Below are 25617 nucleotides of genomic sequence, written 5' to 3'. Positions count from 1 at the left end.
CTTTTCCTTTAGATAGCTTTTCACACATGAGCGAGCCTATACCAATACCCAATGAGAAAATAGAAAGTAATAAAATGAATACGCTTTCATCGCCATGCAATATTTTTTTTGCAAAATTAGGGAATTGCGCGAGTAGCGTTGTGCTATAAAAATCAAAACCAAGAGACTGCAATAATAGCAAGGCACGACCCAACTATTTGCCAAAGTAGAATCGCAACAAAGCTCCCTATTTCTGCCATGCTTTTACCACCTAGTATTTCATACTCGTTTAAGTATTGCGGTAAATGAGCATATTTAATTGGGCCAAATAGAGTGGTCTGCATGCCCATCATCAATAATTCCGATGCTAGTAGATAGATGTTATGCAGAAAAATCCAGCACTAGCAAATAACATGATGCCAATTTCAAATACTTGGCGGATTCAACCTTGAATTGCAACGTAAAAAAAGGGGGTACATATGTACCCCCTTTTTTTCATTAGCTAACCATTCAATTACATATGATAAGCACGTTCGCCATGTTCTGTTGTATCTAAGCCTTCACGCTCTGATTCTTCTGAAACACGTAGACCGATTAATACATCAACTACTTTGTAAAGGATGAAGCTTACTACGCCAGCCCACAAGATTGTCACACCTACAGCAATTGCTTGTGTTGTTACTTGGCTCGACATTGTTACACCTTCGTCGTAACCTACACCACCAAGGCTAGTACTCATAAATATGCCAGTACCGATTGCACCGATGATACCTGCAACACCGTGGATACCGAAAACGTCGAGTGAGTCATCATAACCAAGTTTACTTTTTAGGCTAGTCACTGCCCAGAAGCTCACCAAGCTAGCTACAAAGCCTAGTACGATTGCACCCATCGGGCCGATAAAGCCACATGCTGGTGTGATTGCAACTAAACCAGCTACAGCGCCTGAAGCACCACCCAACATTGAAGGTTTACCACGTGCTAACCACTCAATGAATATCCAAGCCATGACAGCAGCAGCTGTCGCTAGTTGAGTGTTGATTAATGCTAAACCAGCAGTACCGTCCGCAGCAAGTTCGCTACCAACGTTGAAACCAAACCAACCTACCCATAGTAATGATGCACCAATCATTGTCATTACCATGCTATGAGGTGTCATAGACTCTTTACCGTAACCGATACGTTTGCCAAGTAAGACCGCGCCAACCAATGCAGCAATACCTGCGTTGATATGAACTACAGTGCCACCAGCAAAGTCTTTTGCGCCTAAATCAGCAAGTACGCCACCACCCCATACCATATGTGCAACTGGAAGGTATACAAAAGTTACCCAAAGTGCAACAAATGCTAGTACAGCAGAGAACTTCATACGCTCAGCAAAGCCGCCAACAATCAAAGCTGGTGTGATTGCTGCAAAAGTCAGTTGGAATGTTAAGAACACATACTCAGGAATTGAGCCACTTAATGAATCAGGCGTAATGCCAGCTAAGAAGATTTTGCTTCCGCCACCGATATACCCATTCAAGCTACCACCATCTGTAAATGCAAAGCTGTAACCATACACTGCCCAAATAACAGATACCATGGCAGTAATCACAAACACTTGCATTAATACTGATAGCATATTTTTGGTGCGCACTAAGCCACCGTAAAATAATGCTAAACCAGGAATAATCATCAACAATACTAAAATTGTTGCCATTACCATCCAAGCTGTGTTGCCAGCATCAAGTGTCTCTGGCGCTTCTTCTGCAACTGCTAATTCGGCCGCTACTTCAGCTACTGGAGCAGCCTCTGTAGCTACTGGAGCAGCTTCTTCTGTAGCGACTACGTCAGTTGTTACTACAACATCTTCTGCGTACGTAGTGCTGCTGTAACCTAAACCAAGCGCAGCAACCAGTGCAAACATCGAGAGTAATTTCTTCATTATGATCCCCTTATAGCGCTTCTACACCGGTTTCACCGGTGCGAATGCGGTAGACTTCTTCTAGATTAAAGATAAAAATCTTACCATCACCAATCTTGCCTGTAGCTGCTGATTTTTCAATGGCATCTACAACTTGGTCTAGTAACTCATCTTTAATCGCGACTTCTAATTTAACTTTCGGTAAAAAGTCTACGACGTACTCAGCGCCACGATATAGCTCAGTGTGACCTTTTTGGCGTCCAAACCCTTTCACTTCGGTGACAGTAATACCCTGTACACCGATGATTGAAAGTGCTTCACGCACCTCGTCAAGCTTAAAAGGCTTGATAATTGCGGATACAAATTTCATATTTTTCTCCAAGTTGATAGAACGGGTTCAGCAATAAAACCTGAACCCGCACATTGAGATATATTAGAATGAACGGCTTAAAGAAACAATCCAACGGTTGTCTGACAAGTCTTTACGTTCTGTGCTTCCGTTAAAGCTTGGACCACCAAAACCTCTTTTTCCCCAGTAACCATTGTCTGAAGCACCTACGTAGTAAAGACCAGCATCCCAGCCTTCAGAGTTGGCAAAGCTGAATGATTTACTTAAACCCACTTTATAGTCTGTGTAGTCTGGGCTTCTGCCACCATCACCTTGAAGACCATCTGCTAATTTTGTTGAAACGTCTAAACGACCAACGTGACCAACAAGTGTTAAGTCGTACCATGGTAATGGATAAGCGGCGTTTAATTCAATATAGGTTGTACCACTTGAGCCACCTTCAAAACCAGTACCTTTTTCAGCACCGAACCAGTCACCTAAAGTCACAGAAGCTTTAGCACTGATCCATTTGTAAGATAAGCCAAAGTTTGCCTCATAAGTATCCCAACGGCCGCCACTGTTTGGTGTAGTACCATCAGCTTTTGTACATGCAGTACATTTTTTCCAATCACCACCTGGGTAAAAGTAACCAATAGCACCCACAGTGTAGCCTAAGCCTTCGATTGCCGAGATTTCACCGTTGTAACCAAAGTAGGCATCTAGTTCTGCAGATGCGTCAGGGAATGTATTTGGTGTTACAGATGAGCCCCATACGCCAGCGTAGAAGCCGCTAGTGTGCTCAAAATCGATACCACCTTGAACAGCTGGTTTATGCCATGATTGTGAAATACCACGAGTATAGTAGTTGGACACAAAGCCAACGTTAGAAGATGCTGTCCATGCTGATTTTGCTTCAGCTGGTGCAGCTGCTGCTACTTCTTCAGCAGATACGAATGACGGTACAGCGAGAGCACTTAAAACTGCTAGTGATAGTAATGATTTACGCATGCTATTAACTCCAAATAAAAAAGTGTTATCTAAAAAATACACGATTTTGTTAAAGCAAATGGCGTGCCAGAAATAAATATGTTTAAAATCAATAGGATATTAAATTGTCTGATTGTTGTATTTATGTAATGCTCGTAAATAATCTGCTAAACTAAGCTAAATTTATAGAGGATTTAATATGCTAGATACCCATAAAATTAATGAAATATCTAATAAAATCAAAGAGGTAGTGGCAAGTTCACCTTTGGCCGATGTAGAGAAAAACTTAAATGCACTATTAAAGAGCGCATTCACCAAAATGGAGCTTGTGACGCGCGAGGAGTTTGAGGTGCAAGCCGAGGTACTACGTCATACCCGAGAAAAGCTGGATTTATTAGAAGCAAGGTTGGCTGAATTGGAAGGGAAGTAAACTTGATGAGTTTGGCCGTGTTGTATAGTCGCGCGCTGACAGGTATGGATGCGCCACAGGTTGTGGTAGAAGTGCATCTTGCAAATGGCTTACCCAGCTTTACGATTGTTGGCTTGCCTGAAGCGGAGGTTAAAGAGAGTAAAGACCGCGTGCGAGCGGCTTTACAAACAGCACAGTTCGAGTTTCCCGCGCGACGCATTACCGTGAATTTAGCACCAGCAGACTTGCCCAAAGAGAGTGGGCGCTATGATTTGCCTATCGCATTAGGTATTCTTGCGGCCAGCGGTCAGATTCCAACTGATCCTTTGTCTAAATATGAGTTTGCTGGTGAATTGGCACTAACTGGTGAGTTGCGCGCTGTTCGTGGTGCATTAGCCATGACTTATAAGTCATATCAAAGTGGACGTGCCTTTATTTTGCCTACCGAAAGTGCAGTAGAAGCCGCATTGGTGAATGATGCCATCATTTACCCTGCAAGAACATTGCTAGAAGTGTGCGCGCATTTAAGTGGACGCACTTTATTGGTGCAACTGGATGCACATCGCCAAGCACAGCCCATTATTTATCCTGATTTTAGTGAAGTAAAAGGGCAGTCCGGACCTAAACGTGCTTTAGAAATTGCAGCAGCAGGCGGACATAGCGTGATTATGAGCGGCCCACCTGGCACAGGTAAAAGTATGTTGGCAAGTCGCTTTGTTGGCATATTGCCCAGTATGGCTGAAGATGAGGCGCTTGAATCTGCTGCGCTGCAATCACTTAACGGCAATTATAAGGTTGAACATTGGAAGCGGCGCCCGTTTAGATCTCCTCATCACACAGCTTCGGGAGTGGCGTTGGTTGGTGGAGGAGGCATTCCTCGCCCAGGTGAGATTTCATTGGCGCACCGTGGCGTTTTGTTCTTAGACGAATTGCCAGAATTCGACCGCAAAGTGTTGGAGGTATTACGTGAGCCTTTGGAGAGTGGCCATATCACTATTTCGCGAGCGGCGCGTCAGGCGGATTTTCCAGCGCAATTTCAGTTAATTGCTGCCATGAATCCTTGCCCTTGTGGGTATTTAGGGCATTTCAACAATAAGTGTCGTTGTACACCAGATCAGGTTACTCGGTATAAAGGCAAAATCTCAGGTCCACTATTAGACCGTATAGATTTACATATAGAAGTAGCGGCCTTAAAAGAGGATGAGCTTACTCGTGCTGCCGATGCAGAGCCTAGTGAAGCTATTCGTGCCAGAGTTGAAAAAGCGCGTGATATACAGCTACAACGTCAAAGTAAAGCTAATTTTGCCTTAGGTAGCTCAGAAATAGATGAGTACTGTCAGCCCGACGCAGCTGGTTTAACCTTATTAAAAACTGCGATATCACGTCTTAATTTATCAGCACGTGCCTATCATCGTATCTTAAAAGTTGCCCGTAGTATTGCCGATTTAGCTGGCGATGTTGATATTAAACCAGCCCACATCGCAGAGGCTATGCAATATAGACGCGGCTGAAGTATAGAACTAGATATAGCAACCTCATACTTGCATGATAAAATTGAGAAAATTTTTAACGACTGATTTTCATGGCTCATTTAACAATATCTCCGATAGAAACCCAATTACGTGCTTTACTAGCACAGCGCATCATGATTTTAGATGGTGCGATGGGGACAATGATTCAGCAATATAAGCTGACAGAAGCGGACTATCGTGGCGAGCGTTTTGTTGACTTTAAATCGCCAGCGGGTGAGCGTGAGTTGTTTGTCAAAGGTAATAATGAATTATTGACCTTAACACAGCCCGCCATTATTCAAGAGATTCACGAAAAGTACCTAGCGGCTGGCGCAGACATCATTGAAACCAACACTTTTGGAGCCACGGCCGTCGCGCAAGATGACTACCATATGGCACATCTGGTGTATGAAATGAACGTAGAGGCTGCTAAGTTAGCAAAGGCTGCTTGTGCCAAATACAGCACCTCAGATAAGCCTCGTTTTGTGGCTGGCGCGCTAGGGCCTACACCAAAAACTGCCTCTATCTCGCCAGACGTGAACGACCCCGCCGCACGTAATGTGAATTTTGATCAGTTGGTAAATGCTTACTTAGAGCAGACGCGTGCACTGGTAGAAGGAGGTGCAGATATATTAATGGTAGAAACCATTTTTGATACGCTTAACTGCAAAGCTGCATTGTTTGCGATTGATGCATATTTTGAAGAGGTGGGCCATACACTGCCTATCATGATTTCTGGTACGGTGACAGATGCATCAGGCCGTATTTTGTCTGGCCAAACGGTCACTGCATTTTGGCATTCTGTACGCCATGCTAAACCGCTCACTATCGGCTTAAATTGCGCATTAGGCGCAACTTTAATGCGCCCTTACGTAGAAGAGCTATCTTCGATTGCAGATACTTTTGTGTGTATTTACCCAAATGCAGGTTTACCAAATCCTATGTCTGACACGGGTTTTGATGAAACGCCTGACGTGACCTCAAGTTTGGTAAAAGAGTTTGCGGATAGCGGATTTATCAATATTGCAGGTGGGTGCTGTGGCACAACGCCTGCACATATCAATGCGATTTATAACGAAATTAAAGATTTACCACCACGTCAGCTACCAGTGTTGCCACGTACGCTTAAATTATCTGGCTTAGAGCCTTTCGTTGTCGATGATGAATCGCTATTTGTGAATGTAGGCGAGCGTACGAATGTCACTGGCTCAAAAGCCTTTGCGCGGCTGATTATCAATGAGCAATATGATGAAGCGCTCACGGTAGCGCGCCAGCAGGTAGAAAACGGTGCACAAGTCATCGACATTAACATGGATGAAGGCATGCTGGACGCCATCAAAGCCATGACGCACTTCCTGAATCTAATCGCTTCTGAGCCAGATATCGCCCGTGTGCCTATCATGATTGACTCTAGTAAATGGTCAGTGATTGAGGCAGGTTTGAAATGCGTGCAGGGTAAAGCCATTGTCAACTCGATTTCCATGAAAGAAGGCGAAGAGGAGTTCATCCGTCAAGCCAATTTATGCAAGCGCTACGGAGCAGCAGCAATCGTGATGGCGTTTGACGAAAAAGGTCAGGCTGATACCTTTGAACGTAAGATTGAAATTTGTAAACGTGCTTATGATTTGCTAGTAAAAGAGCTGGACTTCCCACCAGAAGACATCATTTTTGACCCGAATATTTTTGCCATTGCGACTGGTATTGAAGAGCATAACAACTACGCGGTTGATTTTATCAACGCGACACATTGGATCAAACAGCATCTGCCGTATGCCAAGATTTCAGGTGGCGTATCCAACGTGAGTTTCAGTTTCAGGGGTAACGACCCCGCGCGCGAAGCAATTCACACCGTGTTTTTATATCATGCCATCAAAGCTGGTATGACCATGGGTATCGTCAACGCTGGCATGATGGGTGTGTATGACGATTTACCTGCGGAACTCAAAGAACGCGTTGAGGATGTGGTGCTTAACCGTGTGGTTGACCCAAATAATCCTCTAGCAGCTACTGAGCGCATGATTGAGATTGCAGGCACACTAGTGGCGGGTGGTAAAAAAGAAGCGGCAACGCTTGAGTGGCGGGGTAAGGCTGAAAACCCAGTCCCTGTCGAAAAGCGCCTGAGCCACGCTATGGTGCATGGTATTACTGAGTTCATTGTCGAAGATACCGAAGAGGCTAGGCAAAAGGTCGCAGCGGCTGGCGGCAGACCGATTCATGTGATTGAAGGCCCGCTCATGGATGGCATGAATGTCGTTGGCGATTTGTTCGGTCAGGGCAAAATGTTCTTACCGCAAGTGGTGAAATCCGCGCGCGTGATGAAATCTGCTGTGGCGCATCTCATTCCTTTTATTGAAGCTGAAAAAGCTGCAGATGAGGCACGTACTGGTATCGTGGCCAAACCTAAAGGCAAAATGGTCATCGCAACGGTAAAAGGCGATGTGCATGACATCGGCAAAAACATCGTATCCGTAGTATTGCAATGCAATAATTTTGAAGTAGTGAACATGGGCGTGATGGTGCCTGCCTCTGAGATTCTAGCGATGGCAAAGGCTGAAAATGCTGACATCATTGGCTTGTCTGGTCTGATTACACCTTCGCTAGAAGAAATGGCGCACGTCGCGCGTGAAATGCAACGCGACCCCTATTTTCAAGGCCAGCAAATGCCGCTGTTAATTGGAGGTGCAACTACTTCACGTGCGCATACTGCGGTGAAGATTGCCCCGCATTACGATGGCCCAATTGTTTACGTAGCAGATGCTTCACGCTCAGTGACTGTGATGCAAAACTTACTCACACCAGAAACACGCGGCGCTTATTTGGCAGAGATTCAGGCAGACTACGAAAAAGCGCGTACGCAGCATGCCAATAAAAAAGGCACGCCGATGTTGACTATCGCTGAGGCGCGCGCCAATAAGGCCGATCTTTCGTTTGCAGGTGAGCATGCACCAGTGAAACCTAAATTTATCGGCCGTCGCGAAATCAAAAATGCAGACTTGAGCATCATTGCGCAATATATTGATTGGACGCCATTCTTCCAGACTTGGGATCTGGCAGGTTTTTATCCGGCTATTTTAAAAGATGAAGTGGTCGGCGATGCGGCGACTAAGGTATTCAGCGATGCGCAAGCCATGCTGAAAAAAATCATTGATGGTCGCTGGCTGACTGCTAACGGTGTCGTTGCTTTGCATCCTGCAAACAGAGTGAATGATGACGATATTGAAATCTATACCGATGAAACGCGTGAGCAGGTTGCGTTTAGCTATTACGGTATGCGTCAGCAAACCGTAAAACCTGTCATTGACGGTATCGCCCGCCCTAACCAATGTTTAGCGGATTTCATTGCACCTAAAGGTACGCCAGACTACATCGGTTTGTTCGCAGTGACGGCTGGCTTAGGCATTGAGAAGCATGAGAAAAAATTTGAAGATGCGCATGACGACTACAGTAGCATCATGCTTAAAGCCTTGGCAGACAGACTGGCTGAAGCGTTTGCCGAGTACATGCATGAGCGCGTACGTATTGATTTCTGGGGTTATGCGCCGAACGAGAGCCTAAGTAAAGAAGCACTCATTAAAGAACAGTATCAAGGCATCCGTCCTGCACCAGGTTACCCTGCTTGCCCTGACCATACAGTTAAACCAGACATGTTTAAGTTGTTGCAAGCTGAGGCCATCGGTATGGCATTGACAGAATCATTTGCAATGTCACCAGGCGCTGCGGTTTCAGGTTTCTATTTTGCGCATCCAGAAAGTAAGTATTTCAGTGTGGATAAAATTGGCACAGATCAGTTGCTGGAGATGGCAGAACGCAGAGGGTTAACTAAAGACTATTTAGAGCGTTGGTTAGCGCCGAATCTAGCTTAATCTCGGCAATTTCATCGTTTAGAATCAAGTTAAAAAAGAATTTATGCATATTCATATATTAGGTATCTGCGGTACATTCATGGGTGGTATTGCGGTGTTGGCTAAAGCTGCAGGCCATAAAGTCACAGGCTGTGACGCTAATGTTTACCCCCCAATGAGCACGCAGCTAGAAGCGCAAGGGGTTCAGCTGATTGAAGGGTTCGATCCGTCACAAACAGCGCTCAACCCAGATATTTATGTCATTGGTAATGTAGTCTCGCGTGGCAATCCCTTGATGGAGGCGATTTTAAATCAAGGCTTACCCTATATTTCAGGCCCACAGTGGCTGGCTGAGAACGTACTCCAAGGTATGTGGGTGCTAGCAGTAGCTGGTACGCATGGTAAAACCACAACAAGCTCGATGTTGGCGTGGATATTGGAATATGCAGGTTTGGCACCTGGATTTTTAATTGGCGGGGTACCTGAAAACTTCTCAGTATCAGCACGTTTGCCACAAGTGCCAGTACAAGACAAAAATAGCATATCACCTTTTTTTGTGATTGAAGCGGACGAATATGACACCGCATTTTTTGATAAGCGTTCCAAGTTTGTGCATTACCGCCCACGTACTGCGGTACTGAACAATCTTGAGTTTGACCACGCGGATATTTTTGAAGATTTAAATGCGATTGAAAAACAGTTTCACCACTTGGTTAGAACTGTGCCGCAACAAGGCTTGGTGGTTGCCAATGGTAAAGAAGCCAGTTTGCAACGTGTGCTTGATAAAGGTTGCTGGACTCTTGTAGAGAAGTTTGGCACTGATGACGACTGGCAAGCGATCAATGCACAAGGTGATGGTAGCTTTGATGTTGTTTACAAAGGTCAAATGCAAGGACACGTTGCTTGGGGTCTGTTAGGCGAGCACAATCGGATGAATGCACTAGCTAGCATTGCTGCTGCACGACATGCGGGCGTTACTGTTGAGGTCAGTATTGCTGCCTTAACCGCATTTAAGAACGTGAAACGCCGCATGGAAGTGCGTGGCGAAAGTCGAGGCGTAGTTGTGTATGATGATTTTGCACACCACCCAACCGCCATTGAAACCACCATTGCTGGATTACGTGCAAAAGTGGGGGCTGCACGTATCTTGGCAGTATTAGAGCCACGTTCTAATACTATGAAGCTAGGAGTGATGAAAAATGCGTTACCTGCTAGCCTACAACAAGCTGATCTGGTTTTCTGTTATCAAGCAAACTTAGGTTGGGATGCTGGCGCGGCACTTGCACCAATCGCAAGCAAAACACAGGTGTATGATGATCTGACGCAGTTGATTCTTGCCATTAAGCAAGTAGCAAAAACTGGAGATCATATATTGGTCATGAGTAATGGTGGTTTTGGCGGTATTCACCAAAAACTACTCGACGAATTAAAAGAAGTTTAAACATTTGGCAAAACAACCCGTAAAAGCAGCGTTAAATCCATCGGTCTCACTCATTGTAAAAATCAAATCAATGAGTGTGATGTCTATTGCGCTCAGTATCTCTTTGCTGGTGCATTTGGTGATTCTTAGTATTCATTTTGAGCCAGAACTTAAGAAATTCAGCGATAAGTTACCAGTATTAGAAGTTGTGTTGGTGAATACAAAAACTAAGGCGAAACCTGAAAACACTGAGGTGTACGCACAAGCAAATTTAGATCGTGGTGGTAATACTGATTTAGACCGAAAAATGAAAACGGCCTTGCCTGCATTAAAGCAGCAAAAGGCAGATGTGACGCTTAAGCCAGTGGTTAATGCTAAACAGAGTGTTAAGGCCGCCGATGAGCAATCAGAAGAGACGCAAGCACAAAAAAATGTTGCTGCATTAGAAAGGCAAGCGCAAGCCTTAATGACCCAGCTTGAAGCAAAGCACACTGTAGAGTCTCAACAAGTACAAAAGGCCAAAGCAACTGAAGCTGATACTGCTCCTCAGGAAAGCCAAAGTAAGAAAATCAATATTCAAGATATCACTGCTGCTGCATTGGAGATGGATCGTTTAGAAGCGTTAATTGCTAAGCAACAGGATGAATATCAGAAAAGACCAAAACGTAAATTTGTTGGTGGGCGCGCTCAGGAATATCGCTATGCGTTGTATGTAGAAGCATGGCGACAAAAGGTAGAGAAGATTGGTAATCTTAATTATCCAGAAGCTGCAAAGAATTTAAAACTGTATGGCCAGCTACAATTGACGGTGTCAATTAAAGCCGATGGCAGTATTGAGTCTATAGAGATTAATCGTAGTTCTGGGCACAAAGTGCTGGATGCGGCCGCTAAACATATTGTTGAGTTAGGTGCACCTTATGCGAGATTTCCTGACGATGTGCGTAAAGAAATAGATGTGCTGAGCATTACCAGAACATGGACGTTTACCAAAGAAGAAAGCTTGGCTACAGAGTAAAAGTCATTATCTTTTTGATTTCTGTTATTTTTGCTTGCCGTATTATGCGTACTGTCTGCGCTTAAATACCTAGTAGAAATTAAAATTTTAATAGATTTTCTTGGACTGGAAATACAAAAATCCGTCTTAGCCTTAAGAATTGATATGAGAAAACTATGAAAAACTATTTCGAACATCACGTATTTTTCTGCTTAAATCAGCGCGAAGGCGGTGCAGCCTGCTGTATGGACAATGGCGCAGAGCAGGCTTTTGATCACATGAAGTCGCGTGTTAAAAAACTAAATTTGAACGGTGAAGGTAAAGTGCGGGTTAATCGTGCTGGCTGTTTAGACCGCTGTAACGACGGCCCAGTCATGGTAGTTTACCCTCAAGCGGTTTGGTACACGTTTGTAGATAACGATGATATTGATGAAATTATAGAAAGCCACTTAATCAATGGTCAGGTGGTTAAGCGATTATTGGTTTAATTTACAAGAACTGGAAAACCACTCAAAATCGTTAATCTTCTGGGATAATTTAGCTCGGCTTAAGTGCACATTCAATTAGCGTGCTCATGTTGTCGGCGAGCGCCTGTTTCGTTTTTGCATCAAGCAATGATGTGTTACTTTCACGCATGGCTTCACCCCAATGTGAGTTCGGGAAATGTTTGTCATGTTCAAAACGCGGAATCACGTGCCAATGAATATGTGGGGTTTTATTACCTAAGCTGGCTAAATTGATTTTGTCAGGGTTGAGTGCTTCCCTTAATGCAGTTTCTACCGCAAATACTACTTTCATCATGCGCGCACGGTCTTGCGGTGCTAAATCAGTCATTTCTTTAATATGATTTAGTAACTCTACGCGACAATAGGCTGGGTAATCTTCATCGTTAAGCAAAACTACACGGCAAAAATCATCTAGCCATAATATTTCATGGGGTGTGGGGTCGCATAATGGACAGCTCATTTAATCCCTTTAAATTCAAATTACAATATGGCTATTAAGAAGCAGCTAGCATTCGATCTAAGGTCAGTTTTGCTAGTTTTGCTTCATGCGCTGGCACTTTAATTTGATTTACTACTTTACCTTCTACCAAATTTTCCAACACCCAAGCTAAGTGTTGCGGGTCAATACGCGCCATCGTAGAGCATTCACATACCACATGGCTCATAAACTGTACAAGTTTACCTTCTGGTTTCATTTGTTCTGCTAGACGATTCACTAAGTTTAACTCAGTACCCACTAGCCATTTTGTGTTGGCAGGTGCGTCGCTAATCGTTTTTAAAATATATTCAGTAGATCCTACATAGTCAGAGTGCTGGCAAACTTCAAACGGTGCTTCTGGGTGTGAAATCACAAATCCATCAGGGTGTTCTTCGCGAAATTTAGTGATATTTTGCAGACGGAACATTTGATGCACAGCACAATGTCCTTTCCACAACAAAATCTTCGCATTCTTGATTTGTTCTACAGTTAAGCCGCCTAACGGTTGGTCAGGGTCCCACACTGGCATTTGCTCTAACGGGATACCCATTTTGTAGCCACTCCAGCGACCTAGGTTTTGGTCAGGGAAGAACAGCACTTTTTCACGTTGTGCAAATCCCCATTCTAGAATTTTCGGGGCGTTGGTGCTGGTACACACAATGCCACCATGCTCACCGCAAAACGCTTTAAGATCGGCGGCAGAGTTAATGTAGGTAATCGGCGTGATTTGCTCATCAAAATTAAGTACTTTATTCAGCTCACGATAGCTACGCTCAACTTTAGCAAGGTTAGCCATGTCCGCCATTGAGCAACCTGCCGCTAGGTCAGGCAGAATCGCGATTTGCTCTGGGCGGCTTAAGATGTCCGCAACTTCAGCCATAAAGTGCACACCTAGAAACACAATATACTCGGCGTCTAAGTTTTCAGTGTAACGTGAAAGTTTGAGCGAATCACCCGTGTAATCGGCATGACGATACACACTTTCATGTTGATAGTGATGCCCTAAAATCACAAGGCGTTTCCCTAATTTTTCTTTGGCGGCAATGATGCGGCGCTGACAGTCAGCATCATCTGCGGCTTGAAATTTTTCAAATTTAATTGGGGCGGCTGGTATGGTTGCAATAGACATAGTATTTTCTAAAAGTGCGCACGCTAAAGCGTATATTTTATAACGTTAATTGATGTCGTTCACCTAATCTTTTTAATGCATCTACATTTGTCCATGAAAACACCCGTTTTGCAGCCTCACGCCAATCGACCCATTCGTATTGTAAATGTTCGTCAGGAGCAAGTGTAACGGGCAAAGGACTAGGTAGCACTAAGCCAAATAAGTGTTCGCGGTTTTCAGTGACACCAGGAGCATAGCGATGGCGCCAATGAGGATAAATTTCATACACATTAGACACTTGCCAGTCTTCCAAAGTGTATTGAGTCGCATCTAAACCTGTTTCTTCAGCGACTTCTCTAACAGCTGCGTGGTATGGTGTTTCATCACCTTCAATACTGCCAGTGACCGATTGCCAGAACCCAGCCCTATCAGCACGTTCCATAATCAGCACTTTTAAATCAGGCGTATGAATCAGCACAAGTGCAGAAATAGGTGTTTTGTACGTTTTCAAAGTTGATGTTAATTAAATTAATTAGAAGTCGATTTAGCTGAATTAGTTTTGGCAGCGCTTGTCAGATTTTTTGGCAGTTGAAATACTACGCTTTCAACCACACCTTGTAGCTCCTGCACATTACCTATACCAAAATTTTGCAATTGCGCAATCACTTCTTTCACTAATACCTCAGGGGCAGAAGCACCAGCCGATACGCCAATTTTTTTCTTGTTAACTAACCACTCTGATTTTAAATAACTCGCGTTATCCACCATGTAGGCCTCAACGCCTTGATTCTTGGCTACCTCACGTAGGCGGTTAGAGTTTGAGCTGTTAGGTGAGCCTACAATGATCACAAGGTCACAATCTTGAGCCATGATCTTCACTGCATCCTGCCGATTTTGTGTGGCATAGCAGATGTCATCGCTTTTAGGCGCGTTAATCTGCGGAAACTTCGCTTTTAGCGCATTGATCACTAAAGCAGCATCATCCATTGACAGCGTTGTTTGTGTCACATAGGCTAACTTGGCAGGGTCTTTCACTGTTAAAGAGGCAACATCTTCTGGCGTTTCTACTAAGTACATCCCTATACTGCTTGCTTGATTGTTTTCAGTGTTAGTTTGTTCGACTTGCCCCATTGTCCCTTCAACTTCAGGGTGGCCTTTATGTCCAATCATCACGATTTCCATGCCAGCTTTGCGCATTTTTTCAACTTCAATATGCACCTTCGTTACCAGTGGACAGGTTGCATCATAAGCAGTCAGCCCGCGTGACTCAGCCTCGGCTCGCACCGCTTTAGAGACGCCATGTGCGCTAAAAATCACAATGCTACCAGTAGGAATCTCGTCTAACTCCTCAACAAATATCGCACCTTTAGCACGTAGTTCATCGACCACAAATTTGTTATGCACAACTTCATGCCGAACATAAATAGGTGCGCCAAATTTATCTAGCGCTTGCTCTACGATAATAATGGCACGGTCCACACCCGCACAAAAGCCACGAGGATTAGCCAGCAGGATAGAGGCATCGCTAGCAGCCTTCTCAGCTAAAGTTTGGTGTTTCAGGTTGTTTGGTTCAGGGTTCATATTTCATCTACATTCAAATTACATCAAGCGCTGAGCGCATCAGGTATAATTGCATTTTTTAAATCATTAACTTTAAAAATATTTCCAGTACATCGGCATCGCCCAAGATTGGCTAAACTGGACTATCAATTTTTACTATGAAAAATACTGCAACCCTACTGATTACTTGCCCAGATACTAAAGGCATTGTCGCAGCCATCGCTGATTTCTTACTTCAGCACAATGCTAATATTTTACACGCAGACCAGCATCAGGATGCGGAAAATAATCTATTTTTAATGCGCGTTGAATGGGATTTCACAGGATTCAATTTAGATGAAGCGAGCTTTAATCAAACATTTTCGGAAGTCGCAAGCAAGTTCAGCATGCAATGGCAGCTCAAATTGTCGCAACATAAAACGCGCGTTGCCATCATGGTATCGCAGTATGACCATTGCTTAGCTGATTTGTTGCATCGTCATAAAAGCGGTGAGTTGGCCTGCGAAATTCCACTGGTGATTAGTAATCATCGCGATACCGAAGCGCTCGTTAAATTTTATGGGATTGACTTTCATCATATTGAAGTCAATAAAGACAATAAACCTCAGGCCGAAGCCGCACAATTTAAGCTATTTGCGGATTACAACATTGATTTAATCGTACTAGCTCGCTACATGCAGATTTTATCGCCAGACTTTGTGTCACGCTACCCACAACGTATTATTAATATCCATCACTCTTTCTTACCGGCCTTTATTGGAGCGCGCCCTTACCACCGTGCATTTGAGCGAGGTGTTAAGCTGATTGGTGCAACCAGCCACTATGTAACAGAAGTGCTGGATGAAGGTCCCATTATTGAGCAAGGTATTGACCGAATTTCACATCGCGATCAAGTAGAAGATTTGATTCAAAAAGGTCGAGACTTAGAGCGTGTTGTGCTATCAAAGGCGGTACGCTGGCACATTGAAAACCGTATTTTGTTGTATGCAAACAAAACGGTTATTTTTGATTAATAACGTCTAGTGAATTAAGATTGGCTAATAAAAAAGCGAAGATTAATCTTCGCTTTTTTATTTTGCTTACCCCATCAAACATCTGCCGTAAACTGTTGCATTCTCAAGTAAGAGTACTTGAAAGCTCGCATGTACCACAGGCACTCCGATTTTCTAAGTGCTAAGCCAGCATTTGGCTTGCCCATGGAATATGCGCAGTAAACTGCACTATTCACATGTCAAAGCACTTGCAAAGTCGTATGTAGGAGCGGCTAGTAGCCGCGAACAAAGCCTTTCAATTAGCTACATTATTGGATGATTGAAATGTTAGGTGAACATTCAGCATTGCTTTCGCGGTCAATGACCGCTCCTACAGATAAGCCAGTTTTGGCGGTTACCTGTAAAGGGCATGTCCGTTCACACGCAAAATGACCGCTCCTGCAAGTCATCAACTGAAACCTAACTATTTGGCAGTATATTTTCACCCGCAAATAAATCTGCAATTTGCTCGCGTTTTCTAATTAAGTGACATTGGTCATTGTCCACCATCACTTCTGCGGCACGTGGTCTGGTATTGTAGTTGCTTGACATACTCATGCCATAAGCACCTGCCGACATAATCGCCAACAAGTCACCCTCTTGCAATGACAGCGCTCTGTCATGCCCCAAAAAGTCACCACTTTCACATACTGGGCCTACTATTTCGTAATTTACAGCCTCTTCAGCGCGTGGCTTAACCGCTTTAATGTCGTGGTAAGCATCGTAAAGTGCTGGGCGCATCAGATCATTCATGGCCGCATCTACAATTGCGAAGTTTTTGGTTTCTGTTTGTTTTAAATACTCAACTTTAGTGAGTAAAACACCAGCATTGCCGACTAAAGCACGGCCAGGCTCAAATACCAGTTTCACATTGCGACCACCTAGTTTCTCGCGCATTGCTTTTGCATAAGCCGTAAACTCTGGTGGTGTTTCGTCGTTATAGCAAATGCCGATACCGCCGCCAAGGTCGATATGTTGGATATGAATATTGTTTTCAGCCAATGCATCTACCAGTGCAAGCACACGGTCAAAAGCATCTAAAAACGGTGATAACTCGGTAATTTGCGAGCCAATATGGCAATCCACACCGTGAATCGCAATATTAGTCATTTCAGCGGCCTGTAAATAAATATCCAGTGCATCTTCATATGCCACACCAAATTTATTATTTTTTAAGCCTGTTGAAATATATGGGTGTGTTTTCGCATCTACATTCGGATTTACACGTAATGATACGGGTGCTATTTTCCCCATATAGGTAGCTACGTCGTTCAAGCGCACTAATTCACTGGCAGACTCTACGTTAAAACAAAAAATCCCAGCTTCTAAGGCAGCTCGCATTTCGTCAGCAGTTTTACCTACCCCAGAAAAAACGACCTTTTTAGGGTCACCACCCGCAGCAATTACTCTTGCCAGTTCGCCACCAGAAACGATGTCAAAACCCGCGCCAAGTTTTGCAAATAAATTTAAGATCGCAAGGCTAGGGTTAGACTTTACCGCAAAGCAAACTAAGTGGTTGGCGTCTTTAAAACCAGCGCTAAAGCGTTCAAAAGCTTGGCTAAGTGCGGATCTGGAATAAACGTAACAAGGCGAACCAAAGTTCTCTGCAATTTGGGTAAGGGCTACATTTTCGGCATGTAACACGTTATTTTTAAGCGTAAAAGTATTCACAGTAATGTCTTAACGGTAAGGAGGTGGAAAGTTAGCGATTTATTTATTCGATGTGGCTGGCTGAGGGTACGCCTGTTCAGGAATGTAGAGCGGGCCTTTAGTGCCGCAACCTACCAAAATTAGCTGGGCAATCAAAAGCAACATCAGTTTTTTTGTAAGTGGCTTCATAGTATTTTGTGAGATGTTTCAGATAAAATCAATTATCTAAACATTTAATATCGCGTTTAATAATGTGTCTTATTCTATCATTTATTAAGCTTAATAATGATAAGCTCATGTTGTAAAAAGATATTAGTAACCGTTTGTTCTGTGAAATTTACCGACTGTCGGTTGCTGATAGACATGGGCTGTTGTCAGTAGCATGATACATTTTAAGTAAAAGGGGAATTGGAATGGTTAACTCAAAAGTAATCCAATCTAGCCGCACGGCAATATCAAAAGGCTTTACTAAAGGTTTTACTTTGGTAGAGATTATGATTGTGGTCGCGATTATTGGCATTTTAGCTAGCATAGCGTTACCAGCATATACCGATTATGTGAAAAAAGCCAAAGCAGCAGAAGCGCCGTCCGCTTTAGCTGATGGCAGGGTGAAAATGGAGCAGTATTTTCAAGATAATCGCACCTATGCTGATGGTCCATGTCCTGCAAATACCCAAAACTTTACAATCACCTGTGACTCTGACGCTACTACTTATACGTTAACAGCAGAGGGCGCTGGTGATATGAGTAGCTTTGAGTTCAGTATTAATCAAGACAATACTAAATCTTCTATCTACGATGGTACTACGGGTACAGGCTGTTGGTTAACGAGCAAGAGTGGCTCATGCTAGCCTTACGCACAAATAGGCGTCAAATACGACGGGCTAAAATGAGTCATTTTGGTGGTTTTAGCTTGGTCGAGCTGATGGTTGCAGTATCTGTCATTGGTATTCTTGCGGCATTTGCACTGCCAAGTTATACGATTTGGATTGAAAATACCAGAATCAGAAATGCAGCAGATTCAATTAACTCTGGGTTACAAAAGGCAAGAGTTGAAGCGTTAAAACGTAATGCAGATGTTAAATTTGAAATTGGGGCGGGCTCTGCATGGACAATTGGTTGCGTAAACGTTACAGCGGATTGTCCAGACCCGATTGAAGCGCGGAGCATAGCAGAAGGCTCTTCAGCAAGCATCTCCGTGACAGCAACGCCAGTAGGCTCTACTATTTTAGTTTTTACAAGTTTAGGGCGTGTTCGATCTGAGTTGGAAGGTGCACCAGAAGATCCGTTTACTCAGCTTGATATTGATAATACATCGATGAACGGATCAGATAGTCGGGATTTGCGAATTTTGATTGATGCTGGTGGTGCAGGCAAAATGTGTGATCCGTATACTGGTTTGTCGGACAGTGATCCACGAAAATGTCCTGCTTGAGGTATTTAAATGGCTAAACAAAATCAATTAATGAGAAGTAGGCGCTCACTTTTGAACGTGACCAACCTTAAATTTAAAACGCAGCAAGGCATCGCTTTGCTTGAGTCTATGATTGCCATCGTGATCTTCTCTATGGGAATTTTGGCTTTAGCAGGTTTACAGGGTGTCCTAGTTAAAAATACGTCAGATGCTAAATACAGAGCAGAAGCCACTTTTATTGCACAGCAACGTCTTGGTTTGATATGGGTAGGTACTGGCCTTGCAGATTATATTGAGGTTGATACCGATATCTCAAATTTATTACCTAATGGTACGCGCACTGTTGCTATTTCGCCAGAGCGTGTTGTGACGGTTACTGTAAGCTGGCAATTGCCAGGTGAAGAAGAACACACCTACAGTACTAATGCGCGGATAGAAGGTATCTAATTTAAAGGTATTTAAGATGAAACTACAAAAAAAATACTTATCTTATTACCACTTGCGCCAATCAGGTTTGAGCCAATCTGGTTTTAGCTTAGTCGAGTTAATGGTAGGTTTGGTAATAGGCTTAATTGCCAGCCTGGTGATTATGCAGGTATTTTCAGCATTTGAGGGCCAGAAACGCAGCACTTCAGGTACGGCAGATGCACAAACCAATGGTAGTATCGCGCTACATCACATTCAGCGTGATGTACAAATGGCAGGCTATGGTTTGCCTATGCCAAGTGCCGATGAAGATAATGCCTCTCTTAACTGTGACCCATCGCCAGTCTTTGACCATGATGATGACCCAGCAACGCCCGACCTTGATATATTCCCGTTAGTGATTGAAGATGGTGGTAGCGCTGATGGCGTTAGCGATGTAATCACAGCACGTTATAGCCAAACAGCCATGGGGGCAGTGCCTGTCAAGATTGTTAATGCAGCTAATGCAACAGCATCTGCAGGCTTAGCTGCCGAGAACAATATCGGCTGCAAGGACAATGACATTGTCTTAATTAGCCAAGGGCCATTGTGCCGTATGACACGTATTGCTGACGCCAACGGAGATCCAGACACATTGCAAAATATTAGTTTAATCGGTGCTACTCCCGCAGGTGCGCCAATTGCTATTGGTGCAAAAATAGCCTGTATGGGCGATTGGCGTGATTACCGATATGAGGTTATCAATAATCAGCTTACTTTAGATGGCGTGCCGATTGTATCGGAAATTGTGAATATGCAAGCCCAATATGGTGTATCTGCTGTAGCCAACAGTAATCAGGTGGTGAATTGGGTCAATGCGACTGGTACTTGGGCGGCGCCTTCCATCGTTGACCGAAATAGAATTAAAGCCCTACGTATTGTAGTGGTGGCGCGGAATGATTTATTAGAAAAAGATGACGTGACGGCCCAGTGTACGACGACCAAAGGTGTGGCGAATAATGGGCCTTGTGCTTGGGATGATACTGATTTTGATGCAGCACCCACGATTGATTTATCAGCGATAGATAGTTGGCAAAAATATCGGTATAAGACATTTGAAACGATTATTCCATTACGTAATATGCTTTGGTCTAAGGATGTGTTATGAAGACTCAAACCCTTCAATCTTTCAAGCAACAAGGTGTGGTGTTGTTTGTCGCTTTGATTGCGTTGGTTGTGATGTCACTTGCGGCAGTTGCACTTATTCGATCAGTGGATACTAATACTATTATTGCAGGCAATATGGCGCTGAAACACACTGCACTAGTTTCATCTGATCGTGGCGTAGAAACTGCTTTAAATTGGTTAGAAGCACAGGCAGTTGCTAACCCAGAGAATCTTTATACTGATAAATTGGCGCAAGGTTATTACGCCACATTTTTGCCAGAGGAAGGTTCTCCAGATTTAGATTTGCCGACTGTACTTAAAGCCGATGCAACGTGGGCTACCGCCGCAGTTGCTAGTGGTGACGGAATTGTTGGCGGCACTGAAACCAGTAGTGGCAATAACATACGTTTTATTATTCAACGCATGTGTAGAGACACCGTCGCGCCAGCTAATAATATATGTTTGCTGGGCGATCCTGAAATAGGCAAAGGCAGTAATAAGGTGGTGCCTTCAGATGGAGGCGGTGCCATCATTAATACGCAGCAAAGCCCGATTTACCGTATCACAACACGTGTCGCTGGGGTTAAAAACACGGTTAGTTATACCCAGACATATGTCTATTAGGAGTTAGCGATGCAACGATATCATCAGAAATACATGCAGGTATGGAGTCGTTTGGTAGCGGCCATCGCTTTTATTTTCAATCTCCTACTGCCGCAAGTGGCTATATCTGCACCAGTAACATCACCGCTGGATCTTGCCACAATACCTTTGGCAAATAGTCCTACCATCACCATACAGCCTAATCTATTATTTGTTCTGGATGACTCTGGTAGTATGAGCTGGGATTACATGCCTGATTGGGCCAATAGTAGCAATGACTCTCAATTCAGAAATGCCAGTTATAACACTGTTGCCTATAATCCTAGTGTCAGCTATTTACCCCCTGTTTTTTTTGATTCATCTGGGTTAAACACGAGTCAGTATCCTAGCCAAATTGGGCAAGCCACAGCTACTGGTGCTAGTACAGCGACTAAGCCAAATTGGCGCCAAGTGAAAAATAATGCCTACACTGGTTCGGGCTACCCTACAGGGACTAAAAATTTAGAAACAGATTCTATTTATTTTCATGTAGTTGCGGGTGAGTATTGCACCAAGCGTGATCTTAAAGTGTGTAATGCGCAATCTGCACCTAGTGCTACCTATCCTTACCCCGCCACAGTGCGCTGGTGTAACACATCAGGCAACGCTGGGGCAGCTACACCAGCAGCTAACAGTTGTCAGGCAACCAATTTAACTGGCTTTACTAATTTGAGAATGCCAAGTGCTCGGGTGGCCACTATTAGTGTTGCCAACGGCTCAGGTGGGTCAACGAGTGTTTCATCAGTGACCGTAGGTGGTGCACAAATTCTTTCTGCTACGACCGCAAGTTTAAATAATAATAATAATTTAGCTTCTGCGATTTCAACCAATATCAACAATTGTACCTATGCATTGACAGGTAGTTGTACTGCAAGAGGCTATTTTTCAACAGTATCGGGTAGCGTTGTCACGGTATATGCTTCACCAACTGCTGCCACTGCCAATATTACAAGTGCGCCTGTTATTATTAAATCTGGTGGCAGAAACGTAACGTCAACGGCTTTTTCTGTCAATGCTGTGCCTGGCAAAACCTTACCAGTAGTGATCTCTGCATCCTTGAACAGCTATACTTTACCTGGTTCAACAGTTAAGGCGGCTAGCCGTACCGATTGCGCTGGTGCTACATGTACTTATGTTGAAGAAATGACCAATTACGCAAATTGGCATACTTATTATGGCACGCGTGGGCAAGCCATGAAAACTTCTGCCAGTATTGCCTTTAAAGATGTGACAGAGGATTATCGTTTAGGCTTTATGACAACATCTACTCGGTCTGCGCAAATGCTTAATTTTGACACCTTTAACACTGCGCAAAAAGCGGCTTGGTACAGTATGTTCTTTGCTGCACCAGCTGATAGAAACACGCCACTTAGAGGTTCGTTATCGAAAGCAGGGCGTATTTATGCTAATGAAACAGTCGCAAAACGAGGTGTTTTCACAGACCCAATTCAATATGAATGCCAGCAAAATTTTACACTATTAACGACAGATGGTTATTGGAACACTGGCGATGAAACGAGTACTTATGCCGGAGGGCCTTTAGGACTGGATAACACTAACGTGGGTAATTTAGATAGTGCGGCAAACAATACGCCTAGGCCAATGCGAGAAGGTAGCCCGGCTGTAGAAAATACATTAGCTGACGTTGCTAAATATTACTTTGATACAGATATTCGTACGGTTGATTTAGGAAATTGTACTGGAGCAAAAGGTGAAAATATTTGCCAGTCTCCGGCGCCTTCAACCGCTAATCAAAAACAAAACATGGTGACGCTTACTTTGGGTATGGGAGTTGATGGTGTGTTGTCTTACACCTCAGATTATAAAATAGCGACCTCCGGTGACTTTACTGATATTAAAAATGGCATCAAGAATTGGCCAGATCCAATTGCCAATACTGGTCCTGAGCGTATTGATGATCTTTGGCATGCCGCCGTAAACGGCGGAGGCACCTATTTCAGTGCTAAAAATCCTACTGACTTAGTATCGCAATTAAAAGAAGCATTGGCCTCTATTGAAGTCAAGCTAGGTGCGGGCTCTGCAGCCGCGACAAGTACGTTAAACCCTGTCACTGGAGATAACAATGCCTATGTAGCGAGTTATACCTCTGGTTATTGGATAGGTAATCTTGAAAAACGAAGTATTGATCTTGTGACGGGTGCTGTGAGTCAGGCAGCATCAGCATGTGTAGAGGATGTTGTCACTTCTGCGACATGTATTAGTCCGTCCTCCGTTGTGCCAGATGGCAGTGGTGCATACAACTGTGTGACACCAAGCGTGACTAGTCCCCTTGCTTGTAGTGGAACTTTGGTGGGCACTGATTGTAGCGTATCTTTACCAGTAGCTTGTGTAGGCACTTTAAAAGACAAAGTCGCCAATACAGCTGATACACGCAAAATTTATATGAATAGTGGGGGTGCATTGACCGACTTTACCTTAGGCGCCATTTCCTCTGCAGGCCTGGCAAATACCTTTGGTGCTACTTTTCTAGCAGCGAATTTAACCCAATGGCCCACATTAACATCTGAACAGAAAGCAAATTTTACTTCAGAGCGCCTTGTCAATTATTTACGTGGTCAAACTGGTTATGATGAAAATGCAGCAGATCCAGAAAATAAACTGTTCCGTAAACGCCAAGCAGTGCTAGGTGATGCGGTTGATTCTAAGCCAGCGTTTGTGGGCAAGCCAACCTTTAAATACGCTGATACAGGCTACTCTGCATTTAAAGAAGCACAAGCAACTAGGACCAAAACCGTTTTTATGGGCGCCAATGATGGCATGTTGCATGCGTTTGATGCAGGCTCTTTACAAGAGCTGTGGGCTTACGTACCAAGTATGGTGATCCCAAATATGTGGAAATTGGCAGATAGTGCTTATGGGAATAAGCATAGTTATTATGTGAATGGTGATCCTGTCATTTCTGATGTATATGACGGCGGCGCTTGGAGAACGATATTGGTCGCAGGTTTAAACGGCGGTGGGCGTGGTTACTACGCACTCGATATTACTAATCCGACGAGTCCTACTCTTTTATGGGAGTTTGATGCGGTTGACGAGCCAAACCTTGGTTATACTTATGGAACGCCTATTATCACTAAGAAATCAGATGGGACATGGGTGGTATTAGTGACTTCTGGCTATAACAATATTCCAGATAACAGTGCTTTTTACTCACTCCCAGATACTAAGTTTAAGCCTAATAATCCTGCGCTTTATAATGGGGGGGATGGAAAAGGGTATTTGTACGTATTAAATGCGATATCTGGCACTAAAGTTTCTGAAATACCAACGGGTGTAGGCAGTACTTCATTGCCAAGTGGCTTAGCAGAAATCAGTGCCTATGCTGATGATCCAGAAAAAAACAACACCGCTACTTATGTGTATGGTGGCGATTTATTAGGCAACCTATGGCGGTTTAATCTTGCGGATAATAGTAAGTTGTTGTTTGCTAAACTTGAAGCATCAGGTGCGCAAGCAATTACAACTAGCCCAGAGCTCGGTACGATTAAAAATAAACGGGTAGTGTTTGTGGGCACTGGTAAATATCTTGAGGTGAGTGACCTCACTGATACAAGCCAGCAAACCTTGTATGCAATTAAAGATGACAATGCAAGCGCTACATTAGTTGATCCTCGGTCTGTCTTAGTTGAGCAAACAATAGTGCCCGACAGCTTTGATACACGTAAGAGCGGAACCAGTAACGCTGTAGACTTTGGTTCTGGTTTGGGTTGGTACATAGACCTCCCAGATCAAGGTGAGCGTCAGAACGTGCCGTCACAACTAGTATTAGGCACTTTGCTTGTACCAACGACAGTGCCAACTTCCTCTGCTTGCCAGCCCGCTGGATATGGCTGGCTAACTTTCTTGGATTATGAAACTGGTACAGCTGTTAATAATTTAGGTGCTAATATCGTCTCGTTAAGAACTAATGCGCCAACTGTCGGGTTTAATGTGGTTTATATTGATGGCAAACCAAAAGTTTCAATTGTAACGGCAGATAACCCTACACCTCAAATATTAGACGTGCCGTTTACAGGAACTGGTACAGGTTTCCAAAAACATAGATCTATTTGGAGAGAGCTAAATCTCTAATAAGCGCTTTATCTTCTACATGATTTTATAAAAATAGGTATAGAGAGTTTTACTCGAAGCAACTTTAACCTTAAAAACTGATCATTTTGTCTTACTGGCTCACATGCGAAAGCACGGAATGACTAGGTGACCATAGGGTTATTTAGTGGAGTAGCTATAAAGTGCTAGGGATGCGGTGATCTTTTTTT

22 protein-coding genes and 1 pseudogene are annotated in these 25617 nt (G+C 43.7%); 13 read left to right on the top strand and 10 right to left on the bottom strand.

The window, feature by feature from the left end:
* From Q7U33_RS10945 to Q7U33_RS10930, 4 genes and pseudogenes are all read right to left on the bottom strand, one after another.
* A pseudogene (locus tag Q7U33_RS10945) lies at positions 1-193 on the bottom strand (hypothetical protein); the annotation flags it as partial.
* A gap of 300 nt (positions 194-493) precedes the next feature.
* The gene (locus Q7U33_RS10940; protein ID WP_304860811.1) at positions 494-1906 is read right to left on the bottom strand and encodes an ammonium transporter; all 1413 of its coding nucleotides are present in this window, start codon (positions 1904-1906) and stop codon (positions 494-496) included.
* Between the two features lie 10 nt (positions 1907-1916).
* Positions 1917-2255, bottom strand: a complete 339-nt coding sequence (locus Q7U33_RS10935; protein WP_015833227.1) for a P-II family nitrogen regulator — start codon at positions 2253-2255, stop codon at positions 1917-1919.
* Between the two features lie 63 nt (positions 2256-2318).
* The gene (locus tag Q7U33_RS10930; RefSeq protein ID WP_304860806.1) at positions 2319-3221 is read right to left on the bottom strand and encodes a TorF family putative porin; all 903 of its coding nucleotides are present in this window, start codon (positions 3219-3221) and stop codon (positions 2319-2321) included.
* A 178-nt stretch (positions 3222-3399) separates the two neighbouring features.
* On the opposite strand from Q7U33_RS10930, the gene Q7U33_RS10925 reads away from it, so the two are divergent.
* From Q7U33_RS10925 to Q7U33_RS10900, 6 genes are all read left to right on the top strand, one after another.
* Positions 3400-3630, top strand: coding sequence for an accessory factor UbiK family protein (locus Q7U33_RS10925; RefSeq protein ID WP_304860803.1), 231 nt, complete (start codon positions 3400-3402; stop codon positions 3628-3630).
* A 5-nt stretch (positions 3631-3635) separates the two neighbouring features.
* A complete protein-coding gene (locus Q7U33_RS10920; RefSeq protein WP_304860801.1) occupies positions 3636-5120 on the top strand; it encodes a YifB family Mg chelatase-like AAA ATPase in 1485 nt (494 codons plus the stop codon).
* 71 nt (positions 5121-5191) lie between these two features.
* A complete protein-coding gene (gene metH / locus Q7U33_RS10915) occupies positions 5192-8983 on the top strand; it encodes a methionine synthase (protein ID WP_304860798.1) in 3792 nt (1263 codons plus the stop codon).
* A 43-nt stretch (positions 8984-9026) separates the two neighbouring features.
* A complete protein-coding gene (mpl, locus tag Q7U33_RS10910; protein ID WP_304860796.1) occupies positions 9027-10403 on the top strand; it encodes a UDP-N-acetylmuramate:L-alanyl-gamma-D-glutamyl-meso-diaminopimelate ligase in 1377 nt (458 codons plus the stop codon).
* 4 nt (positions 10404-10407) lie between these two features.
* Complete coding sequence (locus tag Q7U33_RS10905) at positions 10408-11397, top strand: energy transducer TonB (protein ID WP_304860794.1); 990 nt, start codon at positions 10408-10410, stop codon at positions 11395-11397.
* 155 nt (positions 11398-11552) lie between these two features.
* Positions 11553-11864, top strand: a complete 312-nt coding sequence (locus Q7U33_RS10900) for a ferredoxin (RefSeq protein ID WP_304860791.1) — start codon at positions 11553-11555, stop codon at positions 11862-11864.
* Between the two features lie 49 nt (positions 11865-11913).
* Here the strand turns inward: Q7U33_RS10900 and Q7U33_RS10895 are convergent, their stop codons facing one another.
* The 4 genes from Q7U33_RS10895 to ispH are packed head-to-tail and all read right to left on the bottom strand — an operon-like array spanning position 11914 to position 15049.
* Positions 11914-12342 carry an HIT family protein gene (locus Q7U33_RS10895; protein WP_304860789.1) on the bottom strand — a complete coding sequence of 143 codons (429 nt, stop codon included), beginning with the start codon at positions 12340-12342 and terminating at the stop codon, positions 11914-11916.
* Positions 12343-12376: 34 nt separating this feature from the next.
* Positions 12377-13489, bottom strand: coding sequence for a quinolinate synthase NadA (gene nadA, locus Q7U33_RS10890; RefSeq protein WP_370652007.1), 1113 nt, complete (start codon positions 13487-13489; stop codon positions 12377-12379).
* Between the two features lie 37 nt (positions 13490-13526).
* Positions 13527-13979, bottom strand: coding sequence for a dihydroneopterin triphosphate diphosphatase (gene nudB / locus Q7U33_RS10885; protein WP_304860787.1), 453 nt, complete (start codon positions 13977-13979; stop codon positions 13527-13529).
* Positions 13980-13996: 17 nt separating this feature from the next.
* Positions 13997-15049 carry a 4-hydroxy-3-methylbut-2-enyl diphosphate reductase gene (gene ispH / locus Q7U33_RS10880; RefSeq protein ID WP_304860785.1) on the bottom strand — a complete coding sequence of 351 codons (1053 nt, stop codon included), beginning with the start codon at positions 15047-15049 and terminating at the stop codon, positions 13997-13999.
* Between the two features lie 137 nt (positions 15050-15186).
* Here ispH and purU point away from each other — a divergent pair, with 137 nt between their 5' ends.
* Positions 15187-16041 carry a formyltetrahydrofolate deformylase gene (purU, locus tag Q7U33_RS10875; RefSeq protein ID WP_304860783.1) on the top strand — a complete coding sequence of 285 codons (855 nt, stop codon included), beginning with the start codon at positions 15187-15189 and terminating at the stop codon, positions 16039-16041.
* A 438-nt stretch (positions 16042-16479) separates the two neighbouring features.
* Here purU and lysA read toward each other — a convergent pair whose 3' ends face one another.
* Positions 16480-17730, bottom strand: a complete 1251-nt coding sequence (lysA, locus tag Q7U33_RS10870) for a diaminopimelate decarboxylase (RefSeq protein WP_304860781.1) — start codon at positions 17728-17730, stop codon at positions 16480-16482.
* Between the two features lie 39 nt (positions 17731-17769).
* Positions 17770-17874: a lipoprotein gene (locus Q7U33_RS12075; protein WP_370652008.1), complete on the bottom strand. Its 105-nt coding sequence runs from the start codon at positions 17872-17874 to the stop codon at positions 17770-17772.
* A 248-nt stretch (positions 17875-18122) separates the two neighbouring features.
* Between Q7U33_RS12075 and Q7U33_RS10865 the strand changes: the two genes are divergently transcribed.
* The 6 genes from Q7U33_RS10865 to Q7U33_RS10840 are packed head-to-tail and all read left to right on the top strand — an operon-like array spanning position 18123 to position 25429.
* On the top strand, positions 18123-18560 hold the full coding sequence (locus tag Q7U33_RS10865) for a type IV pilin protein (protein WP_304860779.1): 438 nt from the start codon (positions 18123-18125) through the stop codon (positions 18558-18560).
* Positions 18561-18598: 38 nt separating this feature from the next.
* Entirely contained in the window at positions 18599-19144 is a 546-nt protein-coding gene (locus tag Q7U33_RS10860; protein WP_304860777.1) for a GspH/FimT family pseudopilin, read from the top strand.
* Positions 19145-19153: 9 nt separating this feature from the next.
* Positions 19154-19570, top strand: coding sequence for a prepilin-type cleavage/methylation domain-containing protein (locus Q7U33_RS10855; RefSeq protein ID WP_304860775.1), 417 nt, complete (start codon positions 19154-19156; stop codon positions 19568-19570).
* 16 nt (positions 19571-19586) lie between these two features.
* On the top strand, positions 19587-20696 hold the full coding sequence (locus Q7U33_RS10850; protein WP_304860773.1) for a PilW family protein: 1110 nt from the start codon (positions 19587-19589) through the stop codon (positions 20694-20696).
* A complete protein-coding gene (locus Q7U33_RS10845; RefSeq protein ID WP_304860771.1) occupies positions 20693-21319 on the top strand; it encodes a hypothetical protein in 627 nt (208 codons plus the stop codon). The genes Q7U33_RS10850 and Q7U33_RS10845 overlap by 4 nt, the downstream gene beginning before the upstream one ends.
* A gap of 9 nt (positions 21320-21328) precedes the next feature.
* The gene (locus Q7U33_RS10840) at positions 21329-25429 is read left to right on the top strand and encodes a pilus assembly protein (protein ID WP_304860768.1); all 4101 of its coding nucleotides are present in this window, start codon (positions 21329-21331) and stop codon (positions 25427-25429) included.
* The last annotated feature ends 188 nt before the right edge of the window (positions 25430-25617 follow it).

The organism is Methylotenera sp. (assembly GCF_030653755.1).
Taxonomy (GTDB): Bacteria; Pseudomonadota; Gammaproteobacteria; order Burkholderiales; family Methylophilaceae; genus Methylotenera.
The sequence above is the reverse complement of the archived record's forward strand: the minus strand, read 5'-3'. Positions and strand labels throughout refer to the sequence as shown.